Source organism: Pseudovibrio sp. WM33 (assembly GCF_001623165.1).
Classification (GTDB): domain Bacteria; phylum Pseudomonadota; class Alphaproteobacteria; order Rhizobiales; family Stappiaceae; genus Pseudovibrio.
On the sequence record NZ_LMCK01000063.1, the window covers coordinates 31,457 to 55,393 of the forward strand.

Sequence of the window (23,937 nt, forward strand, 5' to 3'; positions counted from 1 at the left end):
AATTGATTTTGCAACTGTTCCAAGCGCACCTACAACGCTAATTCACGTTGCTTTTGTAGCGCTTTAGATCTGCTGGGATGAATTGCCATTTTTTCTTGAGTGGGGTTTTTACACCCTTGTCGCGTTTCCCTTGCCAATAACCAATATTTTCCTCCACCCGTTGAATAAGGAAGCCTAGGCCAAATACCAAGAAGCTTATTACTCCCATGCTAAATAGATAGAAGAAATCGACATCTGCAAAGCCATTCATCATAGCTGCAAGAACAATAACAGGATAAAAAGCAAGGCAAACGAATATCAGTTTTATGCGTATGGCATAGTGTTTCCAAAAACTTACAAAATGTGAGAATAGAATGTGGGACCGGAGAATTTCCATATCTTCTTTTGGGAAAATGAGCTTACCCTTTTCAATGCGCAGTCCATATTTCTCAAGCAAATCTCTAATTTCTTGATTTGCCTTAGCAATAACTAGCTGTTCTTCTATTCCAATTTCATTATCTCTCATATCTACCCCGTCCTTTTCAAATCTGTATGGCCGCTGTCGATACGATCGTTCTCAGTAAACCGCTGCTCAAACATTTTGCAGATGAGTTGCACTTCTTGGTCAGGGTCTGGTTTGAAATCAAACTCATCAATGACTGCTCTTGCTGCTTGAATTGCCGAAACCACCAAGTGTGTCGGGGGCTCATTCCGCATGCCGCCAATCCCCAAAAGTAGCCAGTTAGGGGATATTGAGTATCGTTCCGCCAACTGAAGCAAAATTGATGTTGGAACAACCTGAGATCCCTTTTCATAAGTTTTGTAAGCGGTGCCAGACACACCTAATTCCTCAGCAAATTCCAACTGTCGTTTATCCAAGTTTTTTCTGACCACCAACAAACGGTTGTGGATCTCCATATTACCCCACTTGCTAAATAGACTAATATTCGCCTATTTATATTATTAAGCGCATATTTATCCTATTCTGCTATTTTTTGTCCAAAAATTCAAGGCAAAGGAGACCGTAATGTCTTTGGAAACCCCAAAGGAAGCAGCTGAACGAACAATTTTCACCGAGAAACGTATTCGGTCTTGGATCACAAACCGCCAAGTCCGTTACGTGAAGCTTGATGGGAGTCTCTTCATTCCAGAAGGTGCAATTGAAGAGTTAATTGAAAGAAATACTATCGAGCCATGCCAAGACCAGCAAAACCACCACACCTCAAAAAGCCTTCGGGCCGAGACATTTATCACATCGTCTACCATTGCCACGAAACCGGAAAACGACGTCTCAAGTCAACAAGCACTGCGGACCGCTATGAAGCTGAGGAGAAGTTCGAAGACTTCCTAAGAGAGCGAAGGGCTTCGCGCACAGGTCAGCCTGTTGCGCCTCACAGGCTCAAAATTGCCCAAGTTTTAGATGATTATGCTGAGTTTAAAATGGGGGCAAAATCAGCCGGGCGCTTAAGTTACTCCATTCAGAAATTATTGGAACATTGGAAAGACCAAACTGTCGATCAAATAAATGATGTATCAGTCCGTAAGTTCTGGAAAGATAGCCCAAGGAAGCGCAGCTCATGTCGACGCGACCTCAATGACTTAAAGGCTGCTGTTAATCACTCTTCAGCGATGAAGCGCCTTATTCCGTTCGATTTTCCAGCACTACCCAAAGGAGGCCAGCCAAGACAGCGCTGGCTAACTCAGGAGGAGTATGTGCGACTCTTTTGGGCAGCCGGCTTTGAATACCGAAGTAAATTCACTCTTCGGCTGTTTTTGTTGATCGCCTATTACACAGGAGCACGAAAAGGCGCAATTATGGAGTTAGAATGGAGCCAAATCGACTTCGAAACTGGAATGCTCAACTTCAATAAGGAAGGGGCAGAGTTTGATGATGAGGAAGATGAAGAAGGAGGCAAGCCTAGAGCTCACATTCCAATGCCTCCTGAGCTTGAGCGACACCTGAAACGACGCTTTGACAAATATGGCTCTGAAACGAATTATGTCTTTCACCAAAAGCATAAACCGAAGCAACAAGTAAAAAGCATCAATAAGAGCTTTAGAAAAGCGGTCGAGAGAGCTGGTTTGCAGCTAACTGGAAAGCTCCGCGTCACACCCCATACTTTAAGGCACACCCGCGTAAGTCTCCTCGTACAGGCGGGCGAGAAGATACAGGACGTTTCTGAATATATGGCAATGAGCTTCCAGACACTTGAGAAAGTCTATGCTCATCATAACAAAGATCATATCAAAGAAATGGCAGCTCGCCTCGGACGTTCGCAGAAAGTTCGCAATAAGATATGAGAGAGGAGGGAAAAGAAGGAGTAATCGGGCAAAAATGGATAATGCCTGAAACTAAAAATTCTTTAAAATCAAGGAGTAATAATATGACACGATCCTCCGAAGGCAGAGGCCATAGGTTCGAATCCTATCGGGTGCACCATATTTTTCCATTATGATTGCCGCGCTATATCTCTTAGTTCCGCTCTACAAAGTTTGTTAAGTTAAACGGGCTGCTGGATTTTTTGTTTTGTGAACTCGGAGAGGCGTTTCAGGAAGGTTCCCAGGTCTTGTTGGAGATTGTTGAAGTTTGAGTACTTTTCGAGTCTTACTTCGCTCATGTAGAGGCCGCGGCTGACTTCGATCTGGAGGGAGTGCCAGCCTTGTTGGGGGCGGCCTGTGTGAATGACCAGTTCTGCGCCTTTGTAGGGATCATTGATCTTCACCTCATAGCCAAGGTTCGTGAGGATTTCCCAAGCTGTGTAGATGTATTCGCGGTCGCAGGTGGTGCCATCCCGATCGCTCAGGGTGATGTCTGGCCGCTTTTCGCCTGCACCAGTTTCGTGCATGACGGTGGAGACCGCCTGCATGCTGTGGCAGTCCAGATGATAGGCCACACCGAAGCGGGCGTGGGCTTGCTCCATCAGGCGGGTGAGTGCGTCGTAATAGGGGGTGTAATAGGCGTCTATGCGGTTTTCGATCTCCGCAGCGCTCAACTCACGATCATATAGCGGACCGCTGGTGGGTGGGGCTTCTGTCCAGATGAGGCCTTTGCCGAGGTTACTGCGGAAATCGGGCTTTGCTGCTCGTGTCCAGCCTTTGATAGTGGCCGGATCAATGTTGTCTGCGCGGCGGTTTGGGTCGATGTAGATGCGAGGAAAGAGCGCCTCGAGGTAGGTTCCGCCAGTTTCAGCCGCCTTTTCAAAGAGTTCGTGGACGTATCTGTCCTCTGCACATTTGTAGCGGCTGGCGGGTACGCAAGGGCGGAAGTCCGCCGGGTAGATCTCTCCTGAATGAGGAGAGTCCACCACCAGCGGGTTGGTCAGTTCTGCGGGTCGATGGATGTTCAGCACGTTTTCGATGGATTGGGGCAATGTGTTTCTCTCAAATATTTTTGGTTTAACTAGGCATCATTGAGGTGACAGGCAGAGACATGACCGGGAGCAATTTCCCTCAGGGTTGGCTGCTGCTCTGTGCACCGTTTGGTGGCAAATGGACATCGCGGATGGAAATGACATCCGCTTGGTGGGGCCAGTGGTGACGGGATTTCGCCTTTGATCGGCTCATACACCTGCTTGCGGGCATCAATACGCGGGACTTCGCGCAGTAAGGCCTGTGTGTAGGGGTGGTTTGGTCTGGCAAATAACTCATCAGTTTTCGCGATCTCAACTACGCGGCCCAGATACATGATCACCACACGGTCGGAGAGGTGCTCCACCACGCCAAGGTCATGACTGATGAACAGATAGGTGAGGCCGAGTTGTGCCCGCAAGTCCATGAAAAGATTGATGACCTGCGCCTGAATGGACACATCAAGCGCTGCAATGGACTCATCACAGACAAGAAATTCCGGGTTAACTGCTAAAGCGCGGGCGATGCCGATACGTTGGCGCTGTCCGCCGGAGAATTGATGCGGATAACGGGTTTTGAAATCCGGATCCAAGCCGACGCGGAGAAGCATCTGGTCCACGTAGTCTGAGAGGTCTGCCTTTGAAACTAGGCCATGGACACGGGGCGCTTCGCCGATGATATCACTCACCCGTTTGCGTGGATTGAGGGAGGACATGGGGTCCTGAAAGATCATCTGCACCTTGAGCTGGGCGTTTCTGGCATCTGTTCCGGAAAGCTGTTTCACGTTATCTCCGTGGAACTGAACAGTGCCGTCGCTGGCCTCGTGAATGCCAGCCACCACGCGGCCCAGCGTGGATTTTCCGCAACCGCTTTCGCCCACAAGGCCAACCACCTCTCCCGGTGCGATGCTGAGCGAGACATCATCGACCGCGTGAACCACCTGCTCCTTAAGACTGGAACCGAAGAAACGAAGTGTTTTCTCAGCAAGGTCCAGCTTTTTGGTGAAGCGCTTGGAGACGCCTTGCAGCTCGATGACCGGAGTTTCCAGAAGCGTCATGCCATTTCCTCCTGCTTTACAGGATGGAAGCAACGGACTTGCCTTTCCTCTCCTAACTGCGTGATCTCTGGCGTGGCGACCAGACAATCACTCTGTTTTGCCGAGCAACGACTGGAAAAGGCGCAACCAGCGGGCAAGTTGAGCAAAGAGGGTGTCATGCCGGGGATCTGGTAGAGTTTGGCGCCGCGTTTGTTTCGGCTTGGGACAGATTCAATGAGGCCCTTGGTGTAGGGGTGCAGTGGTGCGTCCAGCACTTCATCAATGCTGCCCTGCTCCACAATCCGCCCAGCGTACATAACGGCGATCCTGTCTGCCAAACCGCTGATGACAGCCAGATCATGCGTGATCCAGATGAGGGACATGCCGGTCTCGGAACACAGTTTGCGGACCTCGTAGAGGATCTGTGCCTGAATGGTGACGTCCAGAGCTGTTGTTGGTTCATCTGCGATGATCAGATCCGGCTCGTGCAGCAATGCGATGGCAATGGCAACGCGTTGGCGCATGCCGCCTGAGAACTGGTGCGGGTAGGACGTGAGGCGTTCATCCGGTGAAGCGATGCCGACGCGGACGAGCGCTTCACGGCAGCGTTCTCTGGCCGCTTGTTTGGATATGTCCTCGTGGGCCTGAATGGCCTCAATCATCTGCGTGTCGATGCGCAGGACAGGGTTGAGGGTCATCATGGGGTCCTGAAAAATCATAGCGATCTTCTTGCCCCGCAGCTCGCGCCACTGTTTTTCGTCTTTTCTGGCCAGATCATCTCCATTGAGGAGGATCGAGCCACCAACCACCCTGCCTGGTTCATCCACCAGACCGATGAGCGAAAAACCCATAACGGTTTTGCCAGAGCCACTTTCACCCACTAGGCCCAGGATTTCGCCGGGTTTGACTGAAAAACTGACATCATCAACGGCTTTGACAACACCTGCCTTGGTGAAGAAGTGGGTTTTGAGGTTTTTGACTGTGAGTGTGTTTGGCGTGTTCATATTATCCTCACTTCCTCAGGCGCGGGTTGAGGACATCACGCAGCTGATCGCCCACCAGATTGATGGCAACCACGGTGACAAGCAGGGCTATGCCGGGGAAGATTGAAATCCAGTATTTGCCGCTGATTACGTACTCAAAGCCATTAGCAATGAGCAGGCCGAGAGATGGTTCTGTTTGCGGCAGGCCAACACCGAGGAACGACAGGGTTGCTTCCAGCGCAATGGCGTGGGCGGTCTGAACCGTTCCCACCACAATGAGTGGTGGCAGGCAATTTGGCATGATGTGCAGGAAGAGCACGCGGGCATGACTGAGGCCAAGGCAAGTGACGGCTTCCACGTACTCCTTCCCACGTTCAACAAGGGCTGTCCCCCTCACCGTACGGGCGTAGTAGGCCCATTGCGCTACGACGAGGGCGAGGATGATTTTGTCGACGCCTTTGCCCATCAATGCCAGCAACATCAAAGCAACCAGAGAGGCTGGGAAGGAAAGCTGCAGGTCTACGATACGCATGATGAAGGTTTCTGTACGGCCTCCAACATAAGCTGCGATCAAACCGACGGACATGCCGATGATGAGTGCGATGATGCCGCTGGTGACACCAACAGAGAGCGAGATGCGCAGGCCGTAGAGGATTGCAGAGAAGAGGTCACGCCCTGCCCCATCTGTGCCAAGCCAGAAGGTGTACCCGTCAAAGCTTTGCTCTCCTGGCTCCATGCGTGCATCCAGCACGCTGACTTGGGCAAGGTCATAAGGGTTTTGCGGGGTGATCCATGGGGCAAACAGTGCGGCCATGATGATTGTGAACAGCAGGAGCGCAGCGACGACGGCAACTTTGCTCTCAACAAACTCTGAGAGGAAGCGGCTCATGGGAGTATCGCCAGAAAAGAGCTGCTTTCGTGGTGGTTTGAGGCTTGTTTCTATGGTCATGAGATGCCCCTTAGTTCGTCGCATCCTGAAGCCGCACGCGCGGGTCCAAAATGGAATAGAGGATGTCAACAATGAGGTTGATGACGACGAAGAGCACCACGATGATCATCAGGTAGGCCACGATGATCGGGCGATCGAGCTGCTGAATGGCATCAATGAGCAGCTTGCCCATGCCGGGCCAAGCAAAGATGGTTTCTGTAACTACCGAAAAAGCAATGAGAGAGCCGAATTCCAAGCCGAGGACTGTAACCACGGGGATCATGATGTTCTTGAACAGGTGCACCATAACAATACGGTTGGCAGACAGACCTTTGGCGCGAGCGAATTTGATGAAATCCATATGCATGACCTCCCGCACCCCTGCCCGTGTCAGGCGGATCACCAGTGAGATTTTCAGGAGTGCAAGATTAAGTGCCGGGAGAACGATGTGAGAGAAGCCATCTGCGGTGAGGAACGAGACCTGCATGCCGAGCACCGAGATGGTATCTCCACGCCCTGTGGCGGGCACCCAGTCGAGCATCACGGCAAAAAGCATGATCATCATGATGCCTACCCAGAATGTGGGTAGCGAAAAGCCCAGAATTGAGCCACTCATGATGAGGCGTGAGGAAATGGCGTTGGGACGCAGCCCTGCATAGAGGCCGAGCGGAATTCCGATGATTATGGCCATGAGGAGCGCCATGAAGGCGAGCTCCAGCGTGGCAGGCATACGCTCAACAATGAGCTTGAGCGCAGACTCACCAAAGATAAAGGAGGTGCCCAGATCTCCTTTAAAAGCATTGCTGACGAAGACCGTGTATTGCTGCCACACAGGCTTATCGAGGCCGAAGTCGCGGATGACGCGCTCAATCTCGGCCTGATCCGCATCCGGTGCGACCAGCATATCGATGGGGTCCCCCACCACATTCACGCCAAAGAACACAATGACGGACATAGCAATCATGACTATGCCACTTTGCATCAGGCGCCTGAGAACGAAGACAGACATGTCTTTAAATCTTTCGCAGGTAAAGCCAACCCATTGAAATAATTGAGATGTGTGTTGGCCTTAGAAAAGAAAAAGACCGGCATAAGCGCTATGCCGGTCTTTTGTTTGCGTGCGATTACTCAGCGGATACGCCCCAGGACAGGGTGTATTCATCCGTGCGAGGCAGGTACTCGAGGCCCTTGCGGGTTGCCCAAGTATTCACCTGATAGTGCAGCGGAATGATCGCCTGATCGTTGATGGCGATCTCGGTTGCTTTTGCGAGCAAGTCCTGACGCTTTTCATCATCGACAGTTGCCAGAGCTTCTTCAATCATGGCGTCTACTTCAGCATTGGAGTAGCGGCCACGGTTGGAAGAGCCGAAGCCCTGGCTCTTGTCGTAGGTATGGATGAGAGAACGCAGTGGCGACGATGCTTCGCCAGAACCAGCGCCCCACCCCACGAGAACCATTGAGAACTCGGGCGTGTTGTTTGGTCCACCACGAGATGCACGCTTGAAGTAGACAGACCGCGGCATGGTCTCCACATCGGTTTTGATGCCAACGCGGTTAAGCATCTGTGCGATAGCTTCCACGATCTTGGCATCGTTGATGTAACGGTCATTCGGGCCGTGGATGCGCAGTTCGAAGCCATCACCAACGCCAGCAGCAGCCAGCAGCGCTTTCGCGCCCTTTGCATCGTATTCGACCGGCTTCAGGTTTTCGCTGACACCAAAGAAGCCATCCGGCAGAAGCTGGCCTGCTTTAACAGCGACACCTTCCATCACACGTTCAACGATCAGATCACGACTGATGGCCTTGGAGATCGCTTCACGAACACGCTGATCCTTCAGCGGGTTTTTGATGGCCCCACCGCCCATGGCTTTCACGAACGGGCTGTCGTCACGGTCATGATCCAGATGCAAGTAGATGACGCGGTTGGATGGCCCCTGCCACAAGGAGACTTTGTCGTTGCTGCTTAGCACTTCAATGTCGGTTGTTGGGACGCCGTTGATTAAGTCAACATCACCAGCCAGCAAAGCGGCCACGCGGGATGGGCCGGATTTGATTGGCTTGAAGGTTACCTTGTCCCACTTTGGCTTGTCGCCCCAGTAATCCGGGTTTGCTTCCAGAACGATGCGGTCACCCGGCACGTACTCAGCATACTTGTATGGGCCTGAGCCAACCGTTGCCTTGCCGGAGTTGTACATCTCGGTTGTTGCATCAGTGCCCGCTTCTACAGAGATGATGCTGACGGTTGAAATGTCATTAGGAACAAGCGGATAAGGCTTTTCAGTCACGATATGGACTGTGTAGTCATCAATCTTTTTGACCGTTTTGCCTTTGGTGTAGGTGGCAAAACTGGATGGTGAGTTTGGCACATTTGGTGCGCGCTCAAATGAGAACACCACATCATCTGCATTGAACGGATTGCCATCATGGAACACCACGCCTTCACGCAGTTTCAGTTCCCATGTGGTGGCATTAATTGGCTTCCAGCTGGTTGCGAGGCCAGGCTGCAGCTGCTGTTTTTCGTTTTGGTGAATAAGGCGATCGAACATATGATAGGCGATCATATTGTTCGGGCCCAGATTATGGTAGTGCGGGTCGATCGCGCTTGGCTCTGACGACAAGCCGATCGTCAGATCTTCAGCAGACGCTATTCCACCCATAAGCAACATGGCACTTGCTGTTCCAGCAAACCATTTGTGCAGCTTAATCATTGCTGCTCCCCCCTCAAAATTTTCGTTCCCTCTGGCGATTAAAATTCATTCGCCCAGTAACAAACCCGCTGCTTCTTTATATGAGTGTGCTTCTGCCAAAACGGGCAAATCACCGGTAGAGCTTTGCGGTTGACTTAAACCGTAGTATGTGTTTTCAACATTGTCATTCAAAATTTTATAATCAAAACGCATAGAACTATGTCAGATACCCCTACACGTCCCCGTCTCAGCCTGCGCGAGTTTGAAGTTTTACGCGCTGTCATCAGCGTTCGCAAAACAACTGCCGCCGCTGCTCGCCTTGGTATTTCGCAACCAGCAGTGAGCCGCGCGATCAAGCATCTGGAGGAACGTCTCGGCAAAACGCTGTTTAATCGGGAGAGCGGTCGGCTTGTGCCAACCTCTGATGCTTTGGCTCTGAATGAGAAGCTTGAACCTGTTTTTGAGATGCTGGCGGGGATTGAGAACGAGACCTTCGTTTCTCAGCACAGCAGCAAGCCGCTGCGCCTTGCTGCGCCGCCAACGATCTCACACCGTTTTCTGCTTGGCGTGATGGCGGCGTTTATCAAGGCTTATCCAGGGCAAAAGGTTGAACTGGAGATTGGTACATCCTCTGACGTTCGCAATCATGTGGCCGAAGGGCATGCCGATCTGGGGATCACTGACGGGCTTTCCAAGCACGCTGGATTAACGCTGGAACCGCTGCGTTCTGCCATTGCGCATGCAGTTTTGCATCGAGACCATCCCCTTGCCAGCAAAGCGTTTATTGAGCCCGAGGACTTTGACGGGCAGGACTTCGTCGCCCTCACCCGCCGGTTTCCCGTGCGGGCGATTTTGGAGCGCATGTTTGCGGAACGGGGAATTCGGCCTAATATTGTTGCCGAATCTTCTACCGCCGTCTCCGTGAGTGAGCTGGTGCATGCAGGTGTTGGTGTTAGCGTCCTCAACCCGTTTCCTGTGGCGCGAAACCATCCAGAAACGCTGGTTTTTCTACCCTTTAAGCCGCGTATTTCCTACCTCAACGCCTTCATATTGCCTGCAACGACACCGAGCACTCCGATCGCCAGAAAATTCATTGAATTTACGCGCGCCTTTGAGATTGAGGACCCATATTCAACACCAGCTTAGATGCGTTTTGAGGCTGGTGTGACCTTTGCTTTTCAAGGACCATTGCCATGATTATTGAAAGTACAGCTTACCCTATCGAAATCGATTTCCCTGATATCCTGCCCTATAAAGTCGGCAATACCGGAGTGGACTGGATCACCACGTTTGATTCCGGCACAGCTGGCCCTCATGTAATGATATCTGCGCTTGTGCATGGCAATGAGCCGTGTGGTGCGGTTGCTCTGGATTGGTTGTTCAAGCAGGAAGTTCGCCCTGTTCAAGGCAAGCTGAGCTTCGCTTTTATGAATGTGGCGGCTTACAACTCATTTGACCGGAATGACCCAACTGCTTCGCGGTATCTGGATCAGGATTTCAATCGTGTCTGGCAAAACGGATCGCTGAATGGCCCTGAAGTGACGCGCGAGCTGGAACGAGCACGCGAAGTGCGTCCTGTTGTTGAAACCGTTGATTACTTGCTCGATCTGCACAGCATGCAGCACAAAAATGCGCCGCTGATGCTGGCTGGAGACCAAGAAAAAGGCCGAGCTTTAGCCAAGCAAGTGGCTGATCCTGAGTGGATTATCTGCGATTCCGGCCATGAGGAAGGCAAGCGGCTGCGTGATTATGATGGGTTTGGCGACGCAATGAGCCCCAAGGCTGCGTTGTTGCTGGAGGCAGGGCAACATTGGGAAGCTGCGGCTGGGCCTCGTGCTATTGCGGCGTGTATTCGGTTCCTGAGTGCAACAGAGTGTGTGCCTGCTGATTTTGGTGAGGCGTTTCTTGCAGAACAGCCGCCACTGGTTCTGCAAAAGACGATAAAAATCGTGGCACCTGTTACGGTTCAGCATGAAAATTTCCGGTTCAGCGATGATTACCTCGGGATGGAGGTGATTGCCGAGAAAGGAACTGTGATTGCGACGGATGGAGACACGCCAGTCACAACACCGCATGACAGCTGCGTGCTGATTATGCCAAGTCGTCGGTTACTGGTTGGGAAGACTGCCGTGCGCCTTGGGAAGCTGTTGAATTAAGAGTGCTTTGGGGCTGGGAATCTGGTTCCCAGCCACGCAATTTAAGCGCTTAACTCTGCGGTTTCAGAGCAGATATTCTTCAAGCTTTCCCATTGCCATTCACTGAGAACGGGCGTTTTCTTTGCCTCTGGGTCGGCAAGCTCATTCAGCGCATCCACGCGCTCTTGTGTTGGCGGATGGCTGGAGAGGAAGCCCAGAGCCTGTGTGAGAGCATTGGCTTCACTGTGCTCTGCTGCGATCTTTTCAAGGAAGCTCGCAAGCCCGGTGGAATCTACGCCTGCGTTTTCCAGCATCTGAACAGCGAAAAGGTCAGCTTCACGCTCCATATCTCTGGAGTAAGAGCTGTCGAGCATAGACTCCCCAACACTGGCAACGATGCTGCCGCCGGTGAAGTCTCCGATGAACATGGAAAAGACAATACCCGTGCCCGCCACGTTGATGAGCTGCTGCATGGAGTGACGGTGTTTGACATGGCCAAGCTCATGCGCCAGCACGGCGGCCAGTTCGTCAGGACTGTCAACCACTTCCAACGTTTTGGAGAGAATGGTGATCCTGCCGCCGGGAAGGGCGAAAGCGTTGGGTATTTTGCTTTCAACCACTGTCATCACCGGGTCAAACGGCAAGTCCATGCCCTTTGTGAGGCGCTTTGCCATCCGCTCCAAGGCAGCCTGACCCGTTGAGGCTTTACAGATTTTCTCTTCACTCAAAGCCGGGATCAGTGTTTCTTCAACGCTCTTGCCAAGTTCCGCTTCCCAGGACTTCGGCACGTTGTGAACCGCGTATTTGGAGAACGTAGGTAAAAAGTAAATCAGCGCAAGCGCAATCAGGGCGATGGATGCCAAGCTGCCAAACACGATTTTCTTTGTGTTTTCACGCTTTGGAAGCCCCGCCACCAAACGAATTTTGCGCTCAACGGATTGCGCGGTCTCTGTATTCGTAATTTTGACGTAAGCGGTGCTTGTCGGCTTGTTCAGCTCTACCACCATGGCGGTTTGAGATGTCCAATCACAGAGCAGCTTTGCAGCGGACCAGCGCGCATATTCCTGATCGCCTGCCAGATCTGTCAGGACCATCTCATCATAGTCAAACCAGATCTGACAGTTGCGTACAGCGGCAGACGTGCCATCAAAGAACTCAGCGTTTCCAAGCAGTAACTTCATGGTCAGATAACTTCAAACCCTGCATCAAGCGTATCAGCAAGCCCCATGCCAACTGCATTTTCCAGATCACCAGCAGCAATCGCATCCTTTACGCTGTGGGCGTTGATGACCACCATGCTGCTCATCTTCCACTCAAACAACATGACTTGAAGGACCATCATGTTGGCGAACAGAAGCACTCCATAATAAAGAGCAAAAATTGGCAAGAAAGCCAGACTGAAAAAGCCACTCTGTGGCTCTAGCTGGACTCCAACTGTTACAGCCAGAAGAGTACCAACTGCACCTACAATTGAGATACCCACGCCAACAATCACACCATGAATGATATAGGCGCCGTAGAACTTGGAAGCTCCGATATAACTCTCGAAGCCGGTATCACCAATCTTTGTGGAGTTGGCCTGAAGACGGAAGATTCTCGCCATGGCAAGAGGCCAGAGGACCATAGACAACAGAACTACGAGCGGTAGGAAGGCGAGGGCTTTACCTTGTGTATACACCGCCGCAATCAAGATAAATGCGACGGGCAACAACGTGATGGCATAAACAGGTATCAACGCATCAAAATAGCTCTTCGCTTTTGCAGAATAACTGAACCGCTGGTTCCCAAAGTAGCTGGCTTCTGCCAGCATTCTGTCCAGTTTTGCCATGCGCCATGGCAGAGCAATGCCGAGAGTGATGACTGAGAGGATGGTCCAGAAGAGCCATGCGCCCACATAACGCCATGCAGAGCCTTGCATGTGGAAGCGAATTCCGCGCCAGCTTGTGCGGGTTAGCAGGTATCGGCGGCGGCGGAACAGTGCGTATGGTGTCAGCAGAAAACCAACAACAAACATGATGCCGAAACCAACGATTGTTGCAATAGGCCCCATGAACTGGAGACCGAAACCGAGCGCATAGAACGGTATTAGGATTGCCAGAGCAATCAGGAAACCAATGAAAAGCTCTTTACCCGTGCCATGGTAGCGAAGATGATCACCTTCGAGGTGGGTCGCGGACCAAAGAGATCTGCGCAGGCCCGTCATCGCCCAGAAGCGGTAAATACCCAGCGTGGCAACCGTTAGAGTGACCCATGCCATAATACGTCCGAAGAACGAACCGCCAGAAAAGAGGATATAACTCCGCTTTGGTGAACCCGGATTTCCCTGAGCAACTTCAATAGTCATGGCACGATCCAAAATTTTTAAATAAAAACGTCTTTCTCTGTAATTCCACTCGTCAAAATATGCAAACACTCGAAAGCTGAGTGAGCACTATTCTTCTAAAGCAACTCTTAGGCCGCGAATGCCTGAAGATTTCTTAGGTTAACGAAAACAGGCGCATCTTTGCAGATGCGCCTGTCTAGAATCGATGAATGTTCTTCGTCCTAAACGAAACAGTCCATGATTTCCTGTTCGCGAATGATGCCGACCGGACGGTCTCCGCGATAAACCGCGATTGGACCTGCGCTGTGGCGTTTCATTTCAATCACTTCGCGGATCATCTGCTTTGCTGTGCACTTTGGCATCTCTTCAACGCTCACGATCACATCAGCACTCATCTGCGAGAGATCAGTCATGATGTCTTCAGCATGCAGCACATTGAGCGGGTTCATGTGGGCGACGAAGGACTCAACATACTCATCCGCTGGTTTCTTCACAATTTCCTGCGGAGTACCGATCTGCACCACATGACCACCTTCCATGATGGCGATGCGGTTGCCGATTTTGGCAGCTTCGTCGAGATCATGGCTCACGAACACAATGGTTCTGTGCAATCTTTCCTGCAGTTCCAGCAGCTCATCCTGCAGACGGCTGCGAATGAGAGGATCGAGTGCAGAGAACGGCTCATCCATCAGCAGGATTGGAGCATCTGTTGCAAAGGCACGCGCCAGACCAACACGCTGCTGCATGCCACCGGAAAGCTCATGCACGTATTTGTCGCCCCAGCCGCCAAGACCAACAAGCTCCAGTTGCTCTTCGACACGTTCAAGGCGCTGGGTCTTAGGAATGCCGGAGAGTTCCAGGCCGAAGCCAACATTGTCTCGCACAGTGCGCCAAGGCAATAGGCCGAACTGCTGGAATACCATGGCAACACGTTCGCGGCGCAGTTTACGCAGGCGCGAGGTAGAGCAGGTGGTTGGGTTTACTTGTTCACCGTCGTCAGCAACGAGCACTTCACCACGGCAGACCTTGTTAAGGCCATTGATAGCGCGGAGCAGGGTGGATTTGCCAGAACCGGACAGGCCCATGAGAACGAGAAGCTCTCCTTGCTGGATGTCGAAGGTCGCATTGGCAACACCAACCAGCTGGCCGGTTTGTTCCTGAATCTCAGCGCGGTCTTTGCCTGCATCAATCAGGGGCAGGGCAGCATCGGGCTGATCACCAAAGACGATGGACAGGTTTTTGAAGGAAACAACAGGATTGGTCATTTTTTACTGCCCTTTTCTTCTGAGCTCTTGAAGAAACGGTCAAGCACAATAGCAATCAGCACGATTGCAATACCAACCTCAAATCCTTTTGCGATATTCACTGTGTTCAACGCACGAAGTGTTGGAACACCAAGGCCGTCCGCGCCGACAAGGGCAGCGATCACAACCATGGACAGTGACAACATGATGGTTTGCGTCAAGCCAGCCATGATGTTTGGCAGCGCATATGGCAGCTCAATTTTAAAGAGCTTCTGCCAGTAAGTGGCGCCAAAGGCTTCACCGGCTTCGAGCAGGTGCAGCGGCGTGGAGGCAACACCAATCTGTGTCAGGCGGATTGAAGCAGGCAGGGCGAAAACGACGGTTGAGATCAGGCCCGGAACTACGCCAAGACCAAAAAGGATCAGCGCAGGGATCAGATAAACAAACGTAGGAATTGTCTGCATCAAGTCCAGCACAGGGCGTACCCATGAGAAGAACTTAGGGTGATGCGCGGAGTAAACGCCGACAGGAATACCAATCAACATACAGATAAAGGTGGAGCTGAGGATCAGCGCCAGCGTTTCTGTGGTTTCATCCCAATAGCCCTGATTGATGATGAGCAGCAGGCTCACCGCAACAAACGCTGAAAAGACGAAGGACCTTCTGACCACAAAGGCCAAAGCTGTGGCAATGACCACAATGCCGAGCGGGTGAGGGGCTTGTAGAACCCATAGTACACTGTCGATGAGCCATTCGATTGCAACGGAAATCGCATCGAAAAAGCCACTTGCATTGTCGGTGAGCCAGTCAACTCCCCACTTGGCCCATTTGCCGATGGGTAGTTTGTGCTCTGTTAGCCACTCCACGGGAAACCTCAGATTTTGTTATTGTGTGTCAACGCGTTAACGTCATTTCATTTGTAGGGCAGGATACAAAATTATTGGTACCGACAAGCAGCTTGCCCCAGTGCGCAATGGTTATTCCAGGTGCCGGAGTGTTCTGGAATAATGCGCTAAGAGGCGGACTGCGAGTGTATCGCATCCGCCTCTCAATTCATGCTCGGTAATGACCCTTAGAGGCCGAATGCAGTCTTTGCAGCAGCAAGACCGTCTTTACCGTCAAAAGTAGTTACGCCAGCAAGCCATTTATCAAGAGCCTCAGGGTTCTTCTTGATCCATGCTTTTGCTGCGTCTGTTGGCTCTTCACCGTCGTTCAGAATACCGTTCATGATCTCGTTCTCCATCTGCAGGGAGAAGGTGAGGTTCTGAAGGAATTTGCCCATGTTCGCACACTCAGCAGAGTAACCTGCGCGGGTGTTGGTCAGAACGTCAGCGCCACCGAAGTTTGGACCGAAGAACTCGTCACCACCGGTGAGGTACTCCAGCTCAAAATTGGAGTTCATTGGGTGCGGAGCCCAACCGAGGAAGACGATGTCCTGGTTCTTGCGAGTTTTACGCGCGACCTGGGACAGCATGCCAGCTTCAGATGATTCGACGAGGTCGATTTTGTTGAGGCCGAACGCGTTTTTCTCGATCATATCGAGGATCAGACGGTTACCATCGTTGCCTGCTTCAATGCCGTAGATCTCGCCATCAAGGTCTCCAGAGAATTTTGCGATGTCCGCAAAGTCCTTCAAACCCTTGTCATAGGTATACTTAGGAACAGCCAAAGTATACTTGGCGCCAGTCAGGTTGGTTTGAACAGTATCAACGGTGCCAGCTTCGCGATATTTCGCAATATCAGCTTCCATTGTCGGCATCCAGTTGCCAAGGAATACATCAATATCGTTGTTTGCGAGAGACGCATAAGTGACTGGAACGGAAAGTACTTTTACGTCTGTTTCGTAACCGAGCGCGTCCAGCACAGACGTTGCTGTGGCGGTGGTTGCGGTGATGTCTGTCCAGCCCACGTCGGAGAAGCGTACAGTTTTACAGGCTTCCGCTTCTGCGGCGAGAGCTGACCCAGTGATTAGTAATAGTACTGAAGCAGAAGTAGAAAGTTTCTTTATCAGGCCACTAGCAACACTCATGTAAATCTCCCCAATTTCGATATTTATTTAATAGAGCCGTAGAATTGTGCAGAAAACATGTCCTAAACACTACCTAGACGACAATTAAATTTTCAAATTCCTTCGTTCACTAAAGCTAATAAACACCCGATGGACTAAAGGCAACCTCTCCGTCAGATATTAATTACGATAAATCTGAGTACAATACTTTTCAAAAGCTCCGAAATGTTCTAAGAACTATTTTTATTGATTGAACGTTCAATAAAAATAATCTTGGAGTGAGTTCGGCACAAATGCCTAAGGTCGGAATGGAAGAGGAACGCAAAACCTCGATAATTATGGCAACGATCAAAGCGATCCATGAAAAGGGGTACGCAGCGACAACAATGGCAGATATTGCCAAGAATGCCGGCGTTTCGACGGGCCTGCCACATCACTACTTTGGCTCGAAGGCAGCTGTCTTCAACGCGACCATAAGCTTTTTGCTGACGGACTTGAGCAAGCAATCCCGCAAGCGCTTGCTGAAGACGAAAACCCCTATGGAGCGGATCGATGCGATCATCCATACCAACTTCAGCGATGAGCAGTTTCAGCCCTCCGTTATCTCGGCGTGGTTTGCGTTTTATGTGGTGGCACGAACGGAACCGGGAACACGCCGGTTGCTTCAGATCTACCACCGACGGCTGATCTCGAACCTCACTGCGGAATACCACCGCGTCACAGATCGAGAGACGGCGATTACAGCGGCAGAAGGTACAGCTGCGATGATTGACGGGCTCTGGCTGCAATGCGTGCTAACGACAAACCGACCTGACGGGTCACCGGCAACAATGCTGGTTCAGGACTACGTGAAGAAATGTTTCGACAGCTTTGAAACGACAGAAACTACACAATAATAACTGGAATACGGCTTCAAGCCCAAGAGAATACAATGACTGCAGATTTCATTATTGTAGGCGCCGGCTCTGCTGGATGCGCCCTGGCAAACCGTCTTTCTGAAGATCCCCAAAACAAGGTGGTTTTGCTGGAGTTTGGTGGTACGGATATCGGTCCGTTTATCCAGATGCCCGCTGCCTTGTCCTATCCCATGAACATGTCCCGCTACGATTGGGGCTATGAGAGTGCGCCTGAGCCGCATCTGGACGGGCGTAAGCTTGCTTTGCCACGCGGTAAGGTGATTGGTGGCTCTTCCTCTATCAACGGCATGGTCTATGTGCGCGGTAATGCCTGCGACTTTGACAGCTGGGAAGAGATGGGGGCGAAAGGCTGGGGTTACCAGAACGTTTTGCCTTACTTCCAGCGCCTTGAGAACACCGAAGTAGACGGAGACTGGCGCGGGAAATCCGGCCCGCTCTACGTCTCTCGCGGTACACGCTGGAGCCCGCTTTACGATGCCTTTGTACAGGCTGGTGAAGAGGCCGGTTACGCCAAAACTGACGACTACAACGGTTATCGCCAGGAAGGCTTTGGCGATATGGAAATGACGGTTCACAATGGCCGTCGCTGGTCCGCTTCCAACGCTTATCTCTGGCCAATCAAAGGCCGTGAAAATCTGGAGATCATCTCCGGCGCGCACGTCAATCGTATTCTCATGGAAGGCAAACGTGCTGTTGGCGTTGAGTATGTACGTGGCGGGCAGGTACATCAGGTCAAATGCTCCCGCGAAGTGGTCGTTTCTGCGTCTTCCATCAACTCACCAAAGCTGCTGATGCATTCCGGCATCGGTGATGCGGCGGCTCTGTCTGCTCTGGGCATTGATGTGATTGCAGATCGTAAGGGTGTTGGTGCGAACCTTCAGGATCATCTGGAACTCTATATTCAGCAGGCATGTACTCAGCCGATTACGCTCTACAAGCACTGGAATCTGATCTCTAAAGGCGTGATCGGAGCTCAGTGGCAGCTGGCAAAATCTGGCCTGGGCACCACCAACCACTTTGAAACCTGTGGATTTATTCGCTCCAAAGCGGGCGTGATGTACCCTGACATTCAGTTCCACTTCCTGCCGTTTGCGGTTCGTTATGACGGGCAGGCGGCAGCTGAAGGCCACGGATATCAGGTTCATGTTGGCCCGATGCGCTCCAAATCTCGCGGTGCGGTGACGCTGCAATCTGCGGACCCAATGGACAAGCCGAATGTGCTGTTCAACTACATGAGCCATGAAGACGATTGGGAAGATTTCCGCCAGTGCATTCGCCTGACACGTGAGCTCTTTGCTCAGCAGGCCTTTGATCCATTCCGCGGCAAGGAAATCCAGCCAGGCAAAGACGTTGAAAGCGACGATCAACTGAATGCTTTCATCAAAGAACATGTCGAGAGCGCGTTCCATCCGTGCGGCACCTGTAAAATGGGTGACGCGAATGACGAAAGTGCTGTGGTTGACAGCGAATGTCGTGTGATTGGTGTTGACGGTTTGCGCGTTGCGGATAGCTCCATCTTCCCGCAGATTACGAACGGAAACCTCAATGCACCTTCCATCATGGTTGGTGAGAAGGCTGCAGACCATATTCTCGGAAAAGGTATGCTTCCTGCCAGTGATAAGCAGGCGTGGGTTCACCCGAACTGGCAGAACGAACAACGGTAAGTGTTGGATTAAGAAATGACGAAAACAGATAACCTGACAAATGCATCCCTGCGTGCGCAGCCTGGTGGTTCTCACTTTATTGGCGGCACTTACGTTGAAGATACGATGGGGGAGGAGATCCTCAGCCTTTATCCAGCAACACAGGAAGTGATTGCGCGGGTTCACTCCGCAACACCGGCAATCATCACCAAAGCTATTGCATCCGCACGGACGGGCTTTGCGATCTGGCGTTCCATGGCACCTGCTGAGCGCTCCCGCGTTCTGCGTAAGGCTGCTGACCTGATGCGTGAACGTAACCGTGAGCTTTCCGAGCTGGAAACGCTTGATACGGGTAAGCCGCTACAGGAAACTTTGGTAGCTGACGCTGCTTCTGGTGCTGAAGCGCTGGAATACTTCGCAAGCGTTGCTGCAACTTCTAACGGTGAGCACATCGATCTGGGTGGCTCTTACGCCATGACCAAGCGCGAGCCACTGGGTATTTGCCTTGGCATTGGCGCTTGGAACTACCCAATCCAGATTGCTGCATGGAAAGCTGCTCCGGCGCTGGCTGCTGGCAATGCGATGATCTTCAAGCCATCTGAAGTGACTTGCCTGTCTGCGCTCAAGCTTGCTGAGATCTTCCGTGAAGCTGGCCTGCCGGATGGTGTATTCAACGTGGTGCAGGCAAACCGTGAAGCGGCTGCTTCTCTGGTATCCCATCCTGAAATTGCCAAGGTTTCCCTGACAGGTTCCGTGCCAACAGGTATGAAGGTTGCTGAAAAAGCAGCTTCTCAGCTGAAGCACATGAGCCTTGAGCTGGGCGGCAAGTCTCCGATCGTGATCTTTGAAGACAGTGACATCGACAATGCCGTTGCTGCGGCGATGAATGCTAACTTCTATTCCACCGGTCAGATTTGCTCCAACGGCACACGCGTGTTCGTGCATTCTTCCATCAAAGATGAGTTCCTGAAGCGTCTGAAAGAGCGGACCGAGAAGATCCTTATTGGTGATCCGCTGAATGAAGACACACAACTTGGCCCGCTTGTCTCCAAAGCTCAGCTTGAGAAAGTGATGGACTACATCGCGATTGGCCAGAGCGAAGGTGCGGTTCTCTATGCTGGTGGTGGACGTCCGCAGGTGGCCGGCCTTGGTCGCGGCCTGTTTGTTGAGCCAACCATCTTCACTGAAGTCAAAGACGACATGCGCATTGCTTGCGAAGAGATCTTTGGTCCTGTGATGTGTGTGCTGGACTTTGATGATGAAGCTGATGTGATCCGCCGCGCCAACAACACCGAGTTTGGTTTGGCTGCTGCTGTGTTCACGAAAGATATTCAGCGTGCCTACCGTGTGATTGATCAGTTGGAAGCTGGCACTTGCTGGATCAACAACTACAACCTGACCCCGGTCGAGATGCCATTCGGTGGCTTCAAGAACTCCGGCATTGGCCGTGAGAATGGTCAGTGGGCGCTGGATCAATACTCTCAGGTTAAGAGCATCTATGTAGAGATGGGTGATGTTGAGGCTGGCTGGTAAACAGCCTCAACATCAATGTGAATGAGCAGAGTAGGGGCATTTGTTCGCGTATCTTTATCCGAAAACCGGTTTCCATTTTTCGGCGATACACGGCGTCCCTACTCACGCATTGCGTGGGCGATCTGATCGACCATTGGCTTCATGATGTATGAGATCACCGTGCGGTTTTCTGTCTGAATGAACGCCTCGACCGGCATACCCGGCACCAGATTTTTACCACCCAGTTTGTCCAGCTGATCTTCTGAGATTGTCAGCTCTGCCATATAGAAGCTGAGACCGGTTTTGGGGTCTTCCAAAAGATCAGGTGAGATCGTCTTCACTTCTGCTGTCAGCTCAGGTGTTGTGCGTTGATCAAAGCTTGGCAAACGGATCGTTGCTTCCTGATTGGGCGTCAACTGATCCACATCGATTGGCTGCACCTGCGCTTCAATCACCAGAACGTCTTCACGTGGCACAACTTGCATCAACACCTCACCGGGAGCGATAACACCACCGATGGTGTGAATGGTCAGGTCGTGCACCGTGCCAGACTGAGGTGATTTGATTTCCATGCGCATCAGCTGGTCCTGTGCAGCAATCTTCTTTTCTTCAAGCTGGGCAACCTCTGCCCGGACTTGCTGAAGCTGTTCCAGTGTCTTTGTCAAAACGTCTTCTTCGATCTGCATGATCTGGATGTTACGCTCTGCGATGGCTTCTTCTGTCTTAGCGACCTGAGCTATGAAGTCCCCATATTCACCCTGAAGCTTGGTTTTTTCGCGCTTGAGGGCTGTGACACGTGACTCTGTGACCAGTCTTTTGGCCAGCAGCTTGTTGAGGTCTTCCAGTTCGCCATCGATCAGGCTGATCTCGATTTCTTTGGCATCTCTTTGTTGAGACAGTCCATCAATTTGCTTTCTATACTGCTGAATCTGAGCACGCATCTGGTCCTGTCGGCCACGCAGGTTCTTGGTCTTCGCAACCATCATCCGGCGTTGCCCTTCCTGAATGGTGTTCAGGACCTGAGAATGTGCATCATCTGTGGCTCGTGTTGAGAAGAGTATTTCTTCTTCTCCATCACGTTCTGCGATCAAACGGGCTTCCTGCGAGTAAAGATTGTCGAGCTGTTTGGTCACGACAGCAAGGTTGGCGCGGGTCACCGTGTCATCAAGGCGGAGCAGGGTGTCTCCCGCATCAACGGTATCCCCATCAGTCACCATGATGGAGCGGACAATGCCGCCTTCCATGTGCTGCACATTCTTGGTGTTGGTCTCAACGACAATGGTACCGGGAGCAATAATTGCGCCGCGGATTTCCATCAGGCCGCCCCAGAGGCCTACGCCTCCAACAAGGATAACAACCAGAAGACCAGCGCAGATCAGATGGAATCTAATGCTACCCTTAATCTGTTTGTCACTTTCAGAATGATTATACATTATGCTGCTCCTCGTTTGGCAGGAGCTTTAATTGCTGCTTTTTGCGGGACTTGCTGAGTTTGAACCGGGGTTACAAGTTGCTTCATAACCTCATCTCGCGGACCAAAGGCAGCTTGTCGGCCATCATTGAGCACGAGTACCTTATTAACCGCCGCAATCGCACTTGGACGGTGGGCAATCACGATGACGATCTTACCTCGGCCCCGCATCAGTTTGATCGCATGGGTCAGACAGGCTTCACCTTCAGAATCCAGGTTGGAGTTAGGCTCATCCAGAACGATGAGGAAAGGCTCACCATACATGGCACGGGCGAGGGCGATGCGCTGACGTTGGCCGCCAGATAAGGCATAACCACCACTACCGATAATCGTGTTGTAACCATCCGGCAGGCCTGTGATGAACTCATGGATACTGGCAATTTTCGCAGCTTCGATGACGTCATCAGGATTTACATCTTCCTTGAAGCGGGAAATGTTCTCCGCAACCGTGCCATCAAACAATTGAATGTCCTGCGGCAAGAAGCCAACAAATTCACCGATGCGCTCCGACGTCCATTGATCAAGCTCTGAGCCATCAAACCGGATTGATCCTGTCAGAGCATTGGTGATGCCGACAATCGAGCGAGACAAGGTTGATTTGCCAGAACCGGACTTGCCAATAACGCCAAGACCTTCGCCAGCCGCAAGACTAAACGAGATGCCTTGCACGATTGGCTGACGGATACCAACCGGACCACATGCCACACTGTCCAGATCAACCTTCTGATGCGGAAGGGGCAGTTCCATCACGTTGTTGGTGTCATCTTTATTTTCGACTACCTTGCGCAAACGGGCGAGGCCTTGTCGGGCTGCCAGAAAACCTTTCCATTGGGAAACAGCTTGCTCAACGGGAGCTAAAGCACGGGAAGACATGATTGATGAGGCAATCATGACACCAGAGGTGACCTCTTGCTGGATGACCAACCATGCGCCCATGCCAAGCATGGCGGACTGCAAAATGAAGCGGAAGGTTTTGACGGCTGTTGCGAAAAAGGCAGCTCGGTCACCTGCTTTGCGTTGCTTGACCAAGTAGGCATCATTGCCCTTGTGCCATCTGTTCTTCATCGTCTCCATCATGCCCATTGCCTGAATGACTTCAGCATTGGAACGACTGGCTTCAACAATAGCAGAGCGGCGGTTTGTTTCAGCTGCAGCCTCACTCGAAGGTCTGCGGGAGGTAAGTTCATTCAATCCAACCAGCGCACAAATGACCAACGCACCACCGATTGCCATCATGCCAAGATAGGGATGGAAGAGGTACACGATACCGAAATAGAGTGGCATCCACGGCAAGTCGAAGATGGCGGCAGGGCCTGGGCCTGAAAGGAAACTGCGCACCTGATCCAGATCCTGAACCGGGCGCATCTTTGCACCTTTGGGGCCGAGAATAAGTGGTAGGCTCGTTGAGATCTCGTAGGAAACACCAGAGAGCTGGGCATCTACACGTTGCCCAAGACGGGACAAAACACGACTGCGGAGTGTTTCCAGAATTCCATAGAAAAGAAAAAGGACACCAACAAGAGTTGCCAAAACGACGAGCGTTGGAACCGATCCACTTGCCAGCACACGGTCATAGACCTGCAGCATAAAGAGTGGTCCTGTCAGCATCAAAATATTCAACAGCATGCTGACGCCACCAATTCCAACCAGTGCGGACCTTAGAGATCTGAATGCACTGGTGATTACAGATTCTTTCTGTCTTTGGCTGTCGGGCATAAGCTTT

22 protein-coding genes are annotated in these 23,937 nt (G+C 51.7%); 6 read left to right on the forward strand and 16 right to left on the reverse strand.

The genetic code is table 11. From position 1 onward, the window contains the following. Positions 1-37 precede the first annotated feature (37 nt). Positions 38-505 (reverse strand): hypothetical protein, encoded by a 468-nt coding sequence (locus PsWM33_RS11600; protein WP_063300340.1) that lies wholly within the window; start codon positions 503-505, stop codon positions 38-40. A gap of 2 nt (positions 506-507) precedes the next feature. After that, on the reverse strand, positions 508-897 hold the full coding sequence (locus PsWM33_RS11605) for a helix-turn-helix domain-containing protein (protein WP_063300341.1): 390 nt from the start codon (positions 895-897) through the stop codon (positions 508-510). A gap of 276 nt (positions 898-1,173) precedes the next feature. On the opposite strand from PsWM33_RS11605, the gene PsWM33_RS11610 reads away from it, so the two are divergent. Further along, a complete protein-coding gene (locus PsWM33_RS11610) occupies positions 1,174-2,280 on the forward strand; it encodes a tyrosine-type recombinase/integrase (protein ID WP_063300342.1) in 1,107 nt (368 codons plus the stop codon). Positions 2,281-2,480: 200 nt separating this feature from the next. Here the strand turns inward: PsWM33_RS11610 and PsWM33_RS11615 are convergent, their stop codons facing one another. The 7 genes from PsWM33_RS11615 to PsWM33_RS27330 form a co-directional block, all read right to left on the reverse strand. Beyond that, positions 2,481-3,350 (reverse strand): N-formylglutamate amidohydrolase, encoded by an 870-nt coding sequence (locus PsWM33_RS11615; RefSeq protein ID WP_208994529.1) that lies wholly within the window; start codon positions 3,348-3,350, stop codon positions 2,481-2,483. Positions 3,351-3,379: 29 nt separating this feature from the next. Next, positions 3,380-4,384, reverse strand: coding sequence for an ABC transporter ATP-binding protein (locus tag PsWM33_RS11620; protein ID WP_063300343.1), 1,005 nt, complete (start codon positions 4,382-4,384; stop codon positions 3,380-3,382). Further along, positions 4,381-5,367, reverse strand: a complete 987-nt coding sequence (locus tag PsWM33_RS11625) for an ABC transporter ATP-binding protein (protein ID WP_063300344.1) — start codon at positions 5,365-5,367, stop codon at positions 4,381-4,383. The genes PsWM33_RS11620 and PsWM33_RS11625 overlap by 4 nt, the downstream gene beginning before the upstream one ends. Before the next feature lie 7 nt (positions 5,368-5,374). Then, positions 5,375-6,295: an ABC transporter permease gene (locus PsWM33_RS11630; protein WP_063300345.1), complete on the reverse strand. Its 921-nt coding sequence runs from the start codon at positions 6,293-6,295 to the stop codon at positions 5,375-5,377. Between the two features lie 10 nt (positions 6,296-6,305). After that, positions 6,306-7,283, reverse strand: a complete 978-nt coding sequence (locus tag PsWM33_RS11635; protein WP_063300346.1) for an ABC transporter permease — start codon at positions 7,281-7,283, stop codon at positions 6,306-6,308. Between the two features lie 115 nt (positions 7,284-7,398). Then, positions 7,399-8,982, reverse strand: a complete 1,584-nt coding sequence (locus PsWM33_RS11640; protein WP_063300347.1) for an ABC transporter substrate-binding protein — start codon at positions 8,980-8,982, stop codon at positions 7,399-7,401. Positions 8,983-9,027: 45 nt separating this feature from the next. After that, the gene (locus PsWM33_RS27330) at positions 9,028-9,174 is read right to left on the reverse strand and encodes a hypothetical protein (RefSeq protein ID WP_193758237.1); all 147 of its coding nucleotides are present in this window, start codon (positions 9,172-9,174) and stop codon (positions 9,028-9,030) included. Between the two features lie 6 nt (positions 9,175-9,180). Between PsWM33_RS27330 and PsWM33_RS11645 the strand changes: the two genes are divergently transcribed. Beyond that, positions 9,181-10,107 carry a LysR family transcriptional regulator gene (locus tag PsWM33_RS11645; protein ID WP_063300348.1) on the forward strand — a complete coding sequence of 309 codons (927 nt, stop codon included), beginning with the start codon at positions 9,181-9,183 and terminating at the stop codon, positions 10,105-10,107. Between the two features lie 47 nt (positions 10,108-10,154). Beyond that, positions 10,155-11,117, forward strand: a complete 963-nt coding sequence (locus PsWM33_RS11650) for a M14 family metallopeptidase (protein ID WP_063300349.1) — start codon at positions 10,155-10,157, stop codon at positions 11,115-11,117. 41 nt (positions 11,118-11,158) lie between these two features. On the opposite strand, the gene PsWM33_RS11655 is transcribed toward PsWM33_RS11650, so the two are convergent. The 5 genes from PsWM33_RS11655 to PsWM33_RS11675 form a co-directional block, all read right to left on the reverse strand. After that, on the reverse strand, positions 11,159-12,277 hold the full coding sequence (locus PsWM33_RS11655) for a M48 family metallopeptidase (protein WP_063300350.1): 1,119 nt from the start codon (positions 12,275-12,277) through the stop codon (positions 11,159-11,161). A gap of 2 nt (positions 12,278-12,279) precedes the next feature. Continuing rightward, positions 12,280-13,440 (reverse strand): DUF898 family protein, encoded by a 1,161-nt coding sequence (locus PsWM33_RS11660; protein WP_063300351.1) that lies wholly within the window; start codon positions 13,438-13,440, stop codon positions 12,280-12,282. Positions 13,441-13,640: 200 nt separating this feature from the next. Then, entirely contained in the window at positions 13,641-14,684 is a 1,044-nt protein-coding gene (choV, locus tag PsWM33_RS11665; RefSeq protein WP_063300352.1) for a choline ABC transporter ATP-binding protein, read from the reverse strand. Beyond that, positions 14,681-15,529: a choline ABC transporter permease subunit gene (gene choW, locus PsWM33_RS11670; protein WP_063300353.1), complete on the reverse strand. Its 849-nt coding sequence runs from the start codon at positions 15,527-15,529 to the stop codon at positions 14,681-14,683. The genes choV and choW overlap by 4 nt, the downstream gene beginning before the upstream one ends. Before the next feature lie 206 nt (positions 15,530-15,735). Continuing rightward, complete coding sequence (locus PsWM33_RS11675; protein WP_063286302.1) at positions 15,736-16,692, reverse strand: choline ABC transporter substrate-binding protein; 957 nt, start codon at positions 16,690-16,692, stop codon at positions 15,736-15,738. A 272-nt stretch (positions 16,693-16,964) separates the two neighbouring features. On the opposite strand from PsWM33_RS11675, the gene betI reads away from it, so the two are divergent. The 3 genes from betI to betB are packed head-to-tail and all read left to right on the forward strand — an operon-like array spanning position 16,965 to position 20,764. After that, positions 16,965-17,567, forward strand: a complete 603-nt coding sequence (gene betI / locus PsWM33_RS11680) for a transcriptional regulator BetI (protein ID WP_063286301.1) — start codon at positions 16,965-16,967, stop codon at positions 17,565-17,567. 35 nt (positions 17,568-17,602) lie between these two features. Beyond that, positions 17,603-19,252, forward strand: coding sequence for a choline dehydrogenase (betA, locus tag PsWM33_RS11685; RefSeq protein ID WP_063300354.1), 1,650 nt, complete (start codon positions 17,603-17,605; stop codon positions 19,250-19,252). Between the two features lie 48 nt (positions 19,253-19,300). Further along, a complete protein-coding gene (gene betB, locus PsWM33_RS11690; protein WP_193778394.1) occupies positions 19,301-20,764 on the forward strand; it encodes a betaine-aldehyde dehydrogenase in 1,464 nt (487 codons plus the stop codon). Between the two features lie 98 nt (positions 20,765-20,862). Here betB and PsWM33_RS11695 read toward each other — a convergent pair whose 3' ends face one another. After that, the gene (locus PsWM33_RS11695) at positions 20,863-22,176 is read right to left on the reverse strand and encodes an HlyD family type I secretion periplasmic adaptor subunit (RefSeq protein ID WP_063300356.1); all 1,314 of its coding nucleotides are present in this window, start codon (positions 22,174-22,176) and stop codon (positions 20,863-20,865) included. Further along, complete coding sequence (locus tag PsWM33_RS11700) at positions 22,176-23,930, reverse strand: type I secretion system permease/ATPase (RefSeq protein ID WP_063300357.1); 1,755 nt, start codon at positions 23,928-23,930, stop codon at positions 22,176-22,178. Before PsWM33_RS11700 ends, PsWM33_RS11695 begins: the two co-directional genes overlap by 1 nt. Positions 23,931-23,937 lie beyond the last annotated feature (7 nt).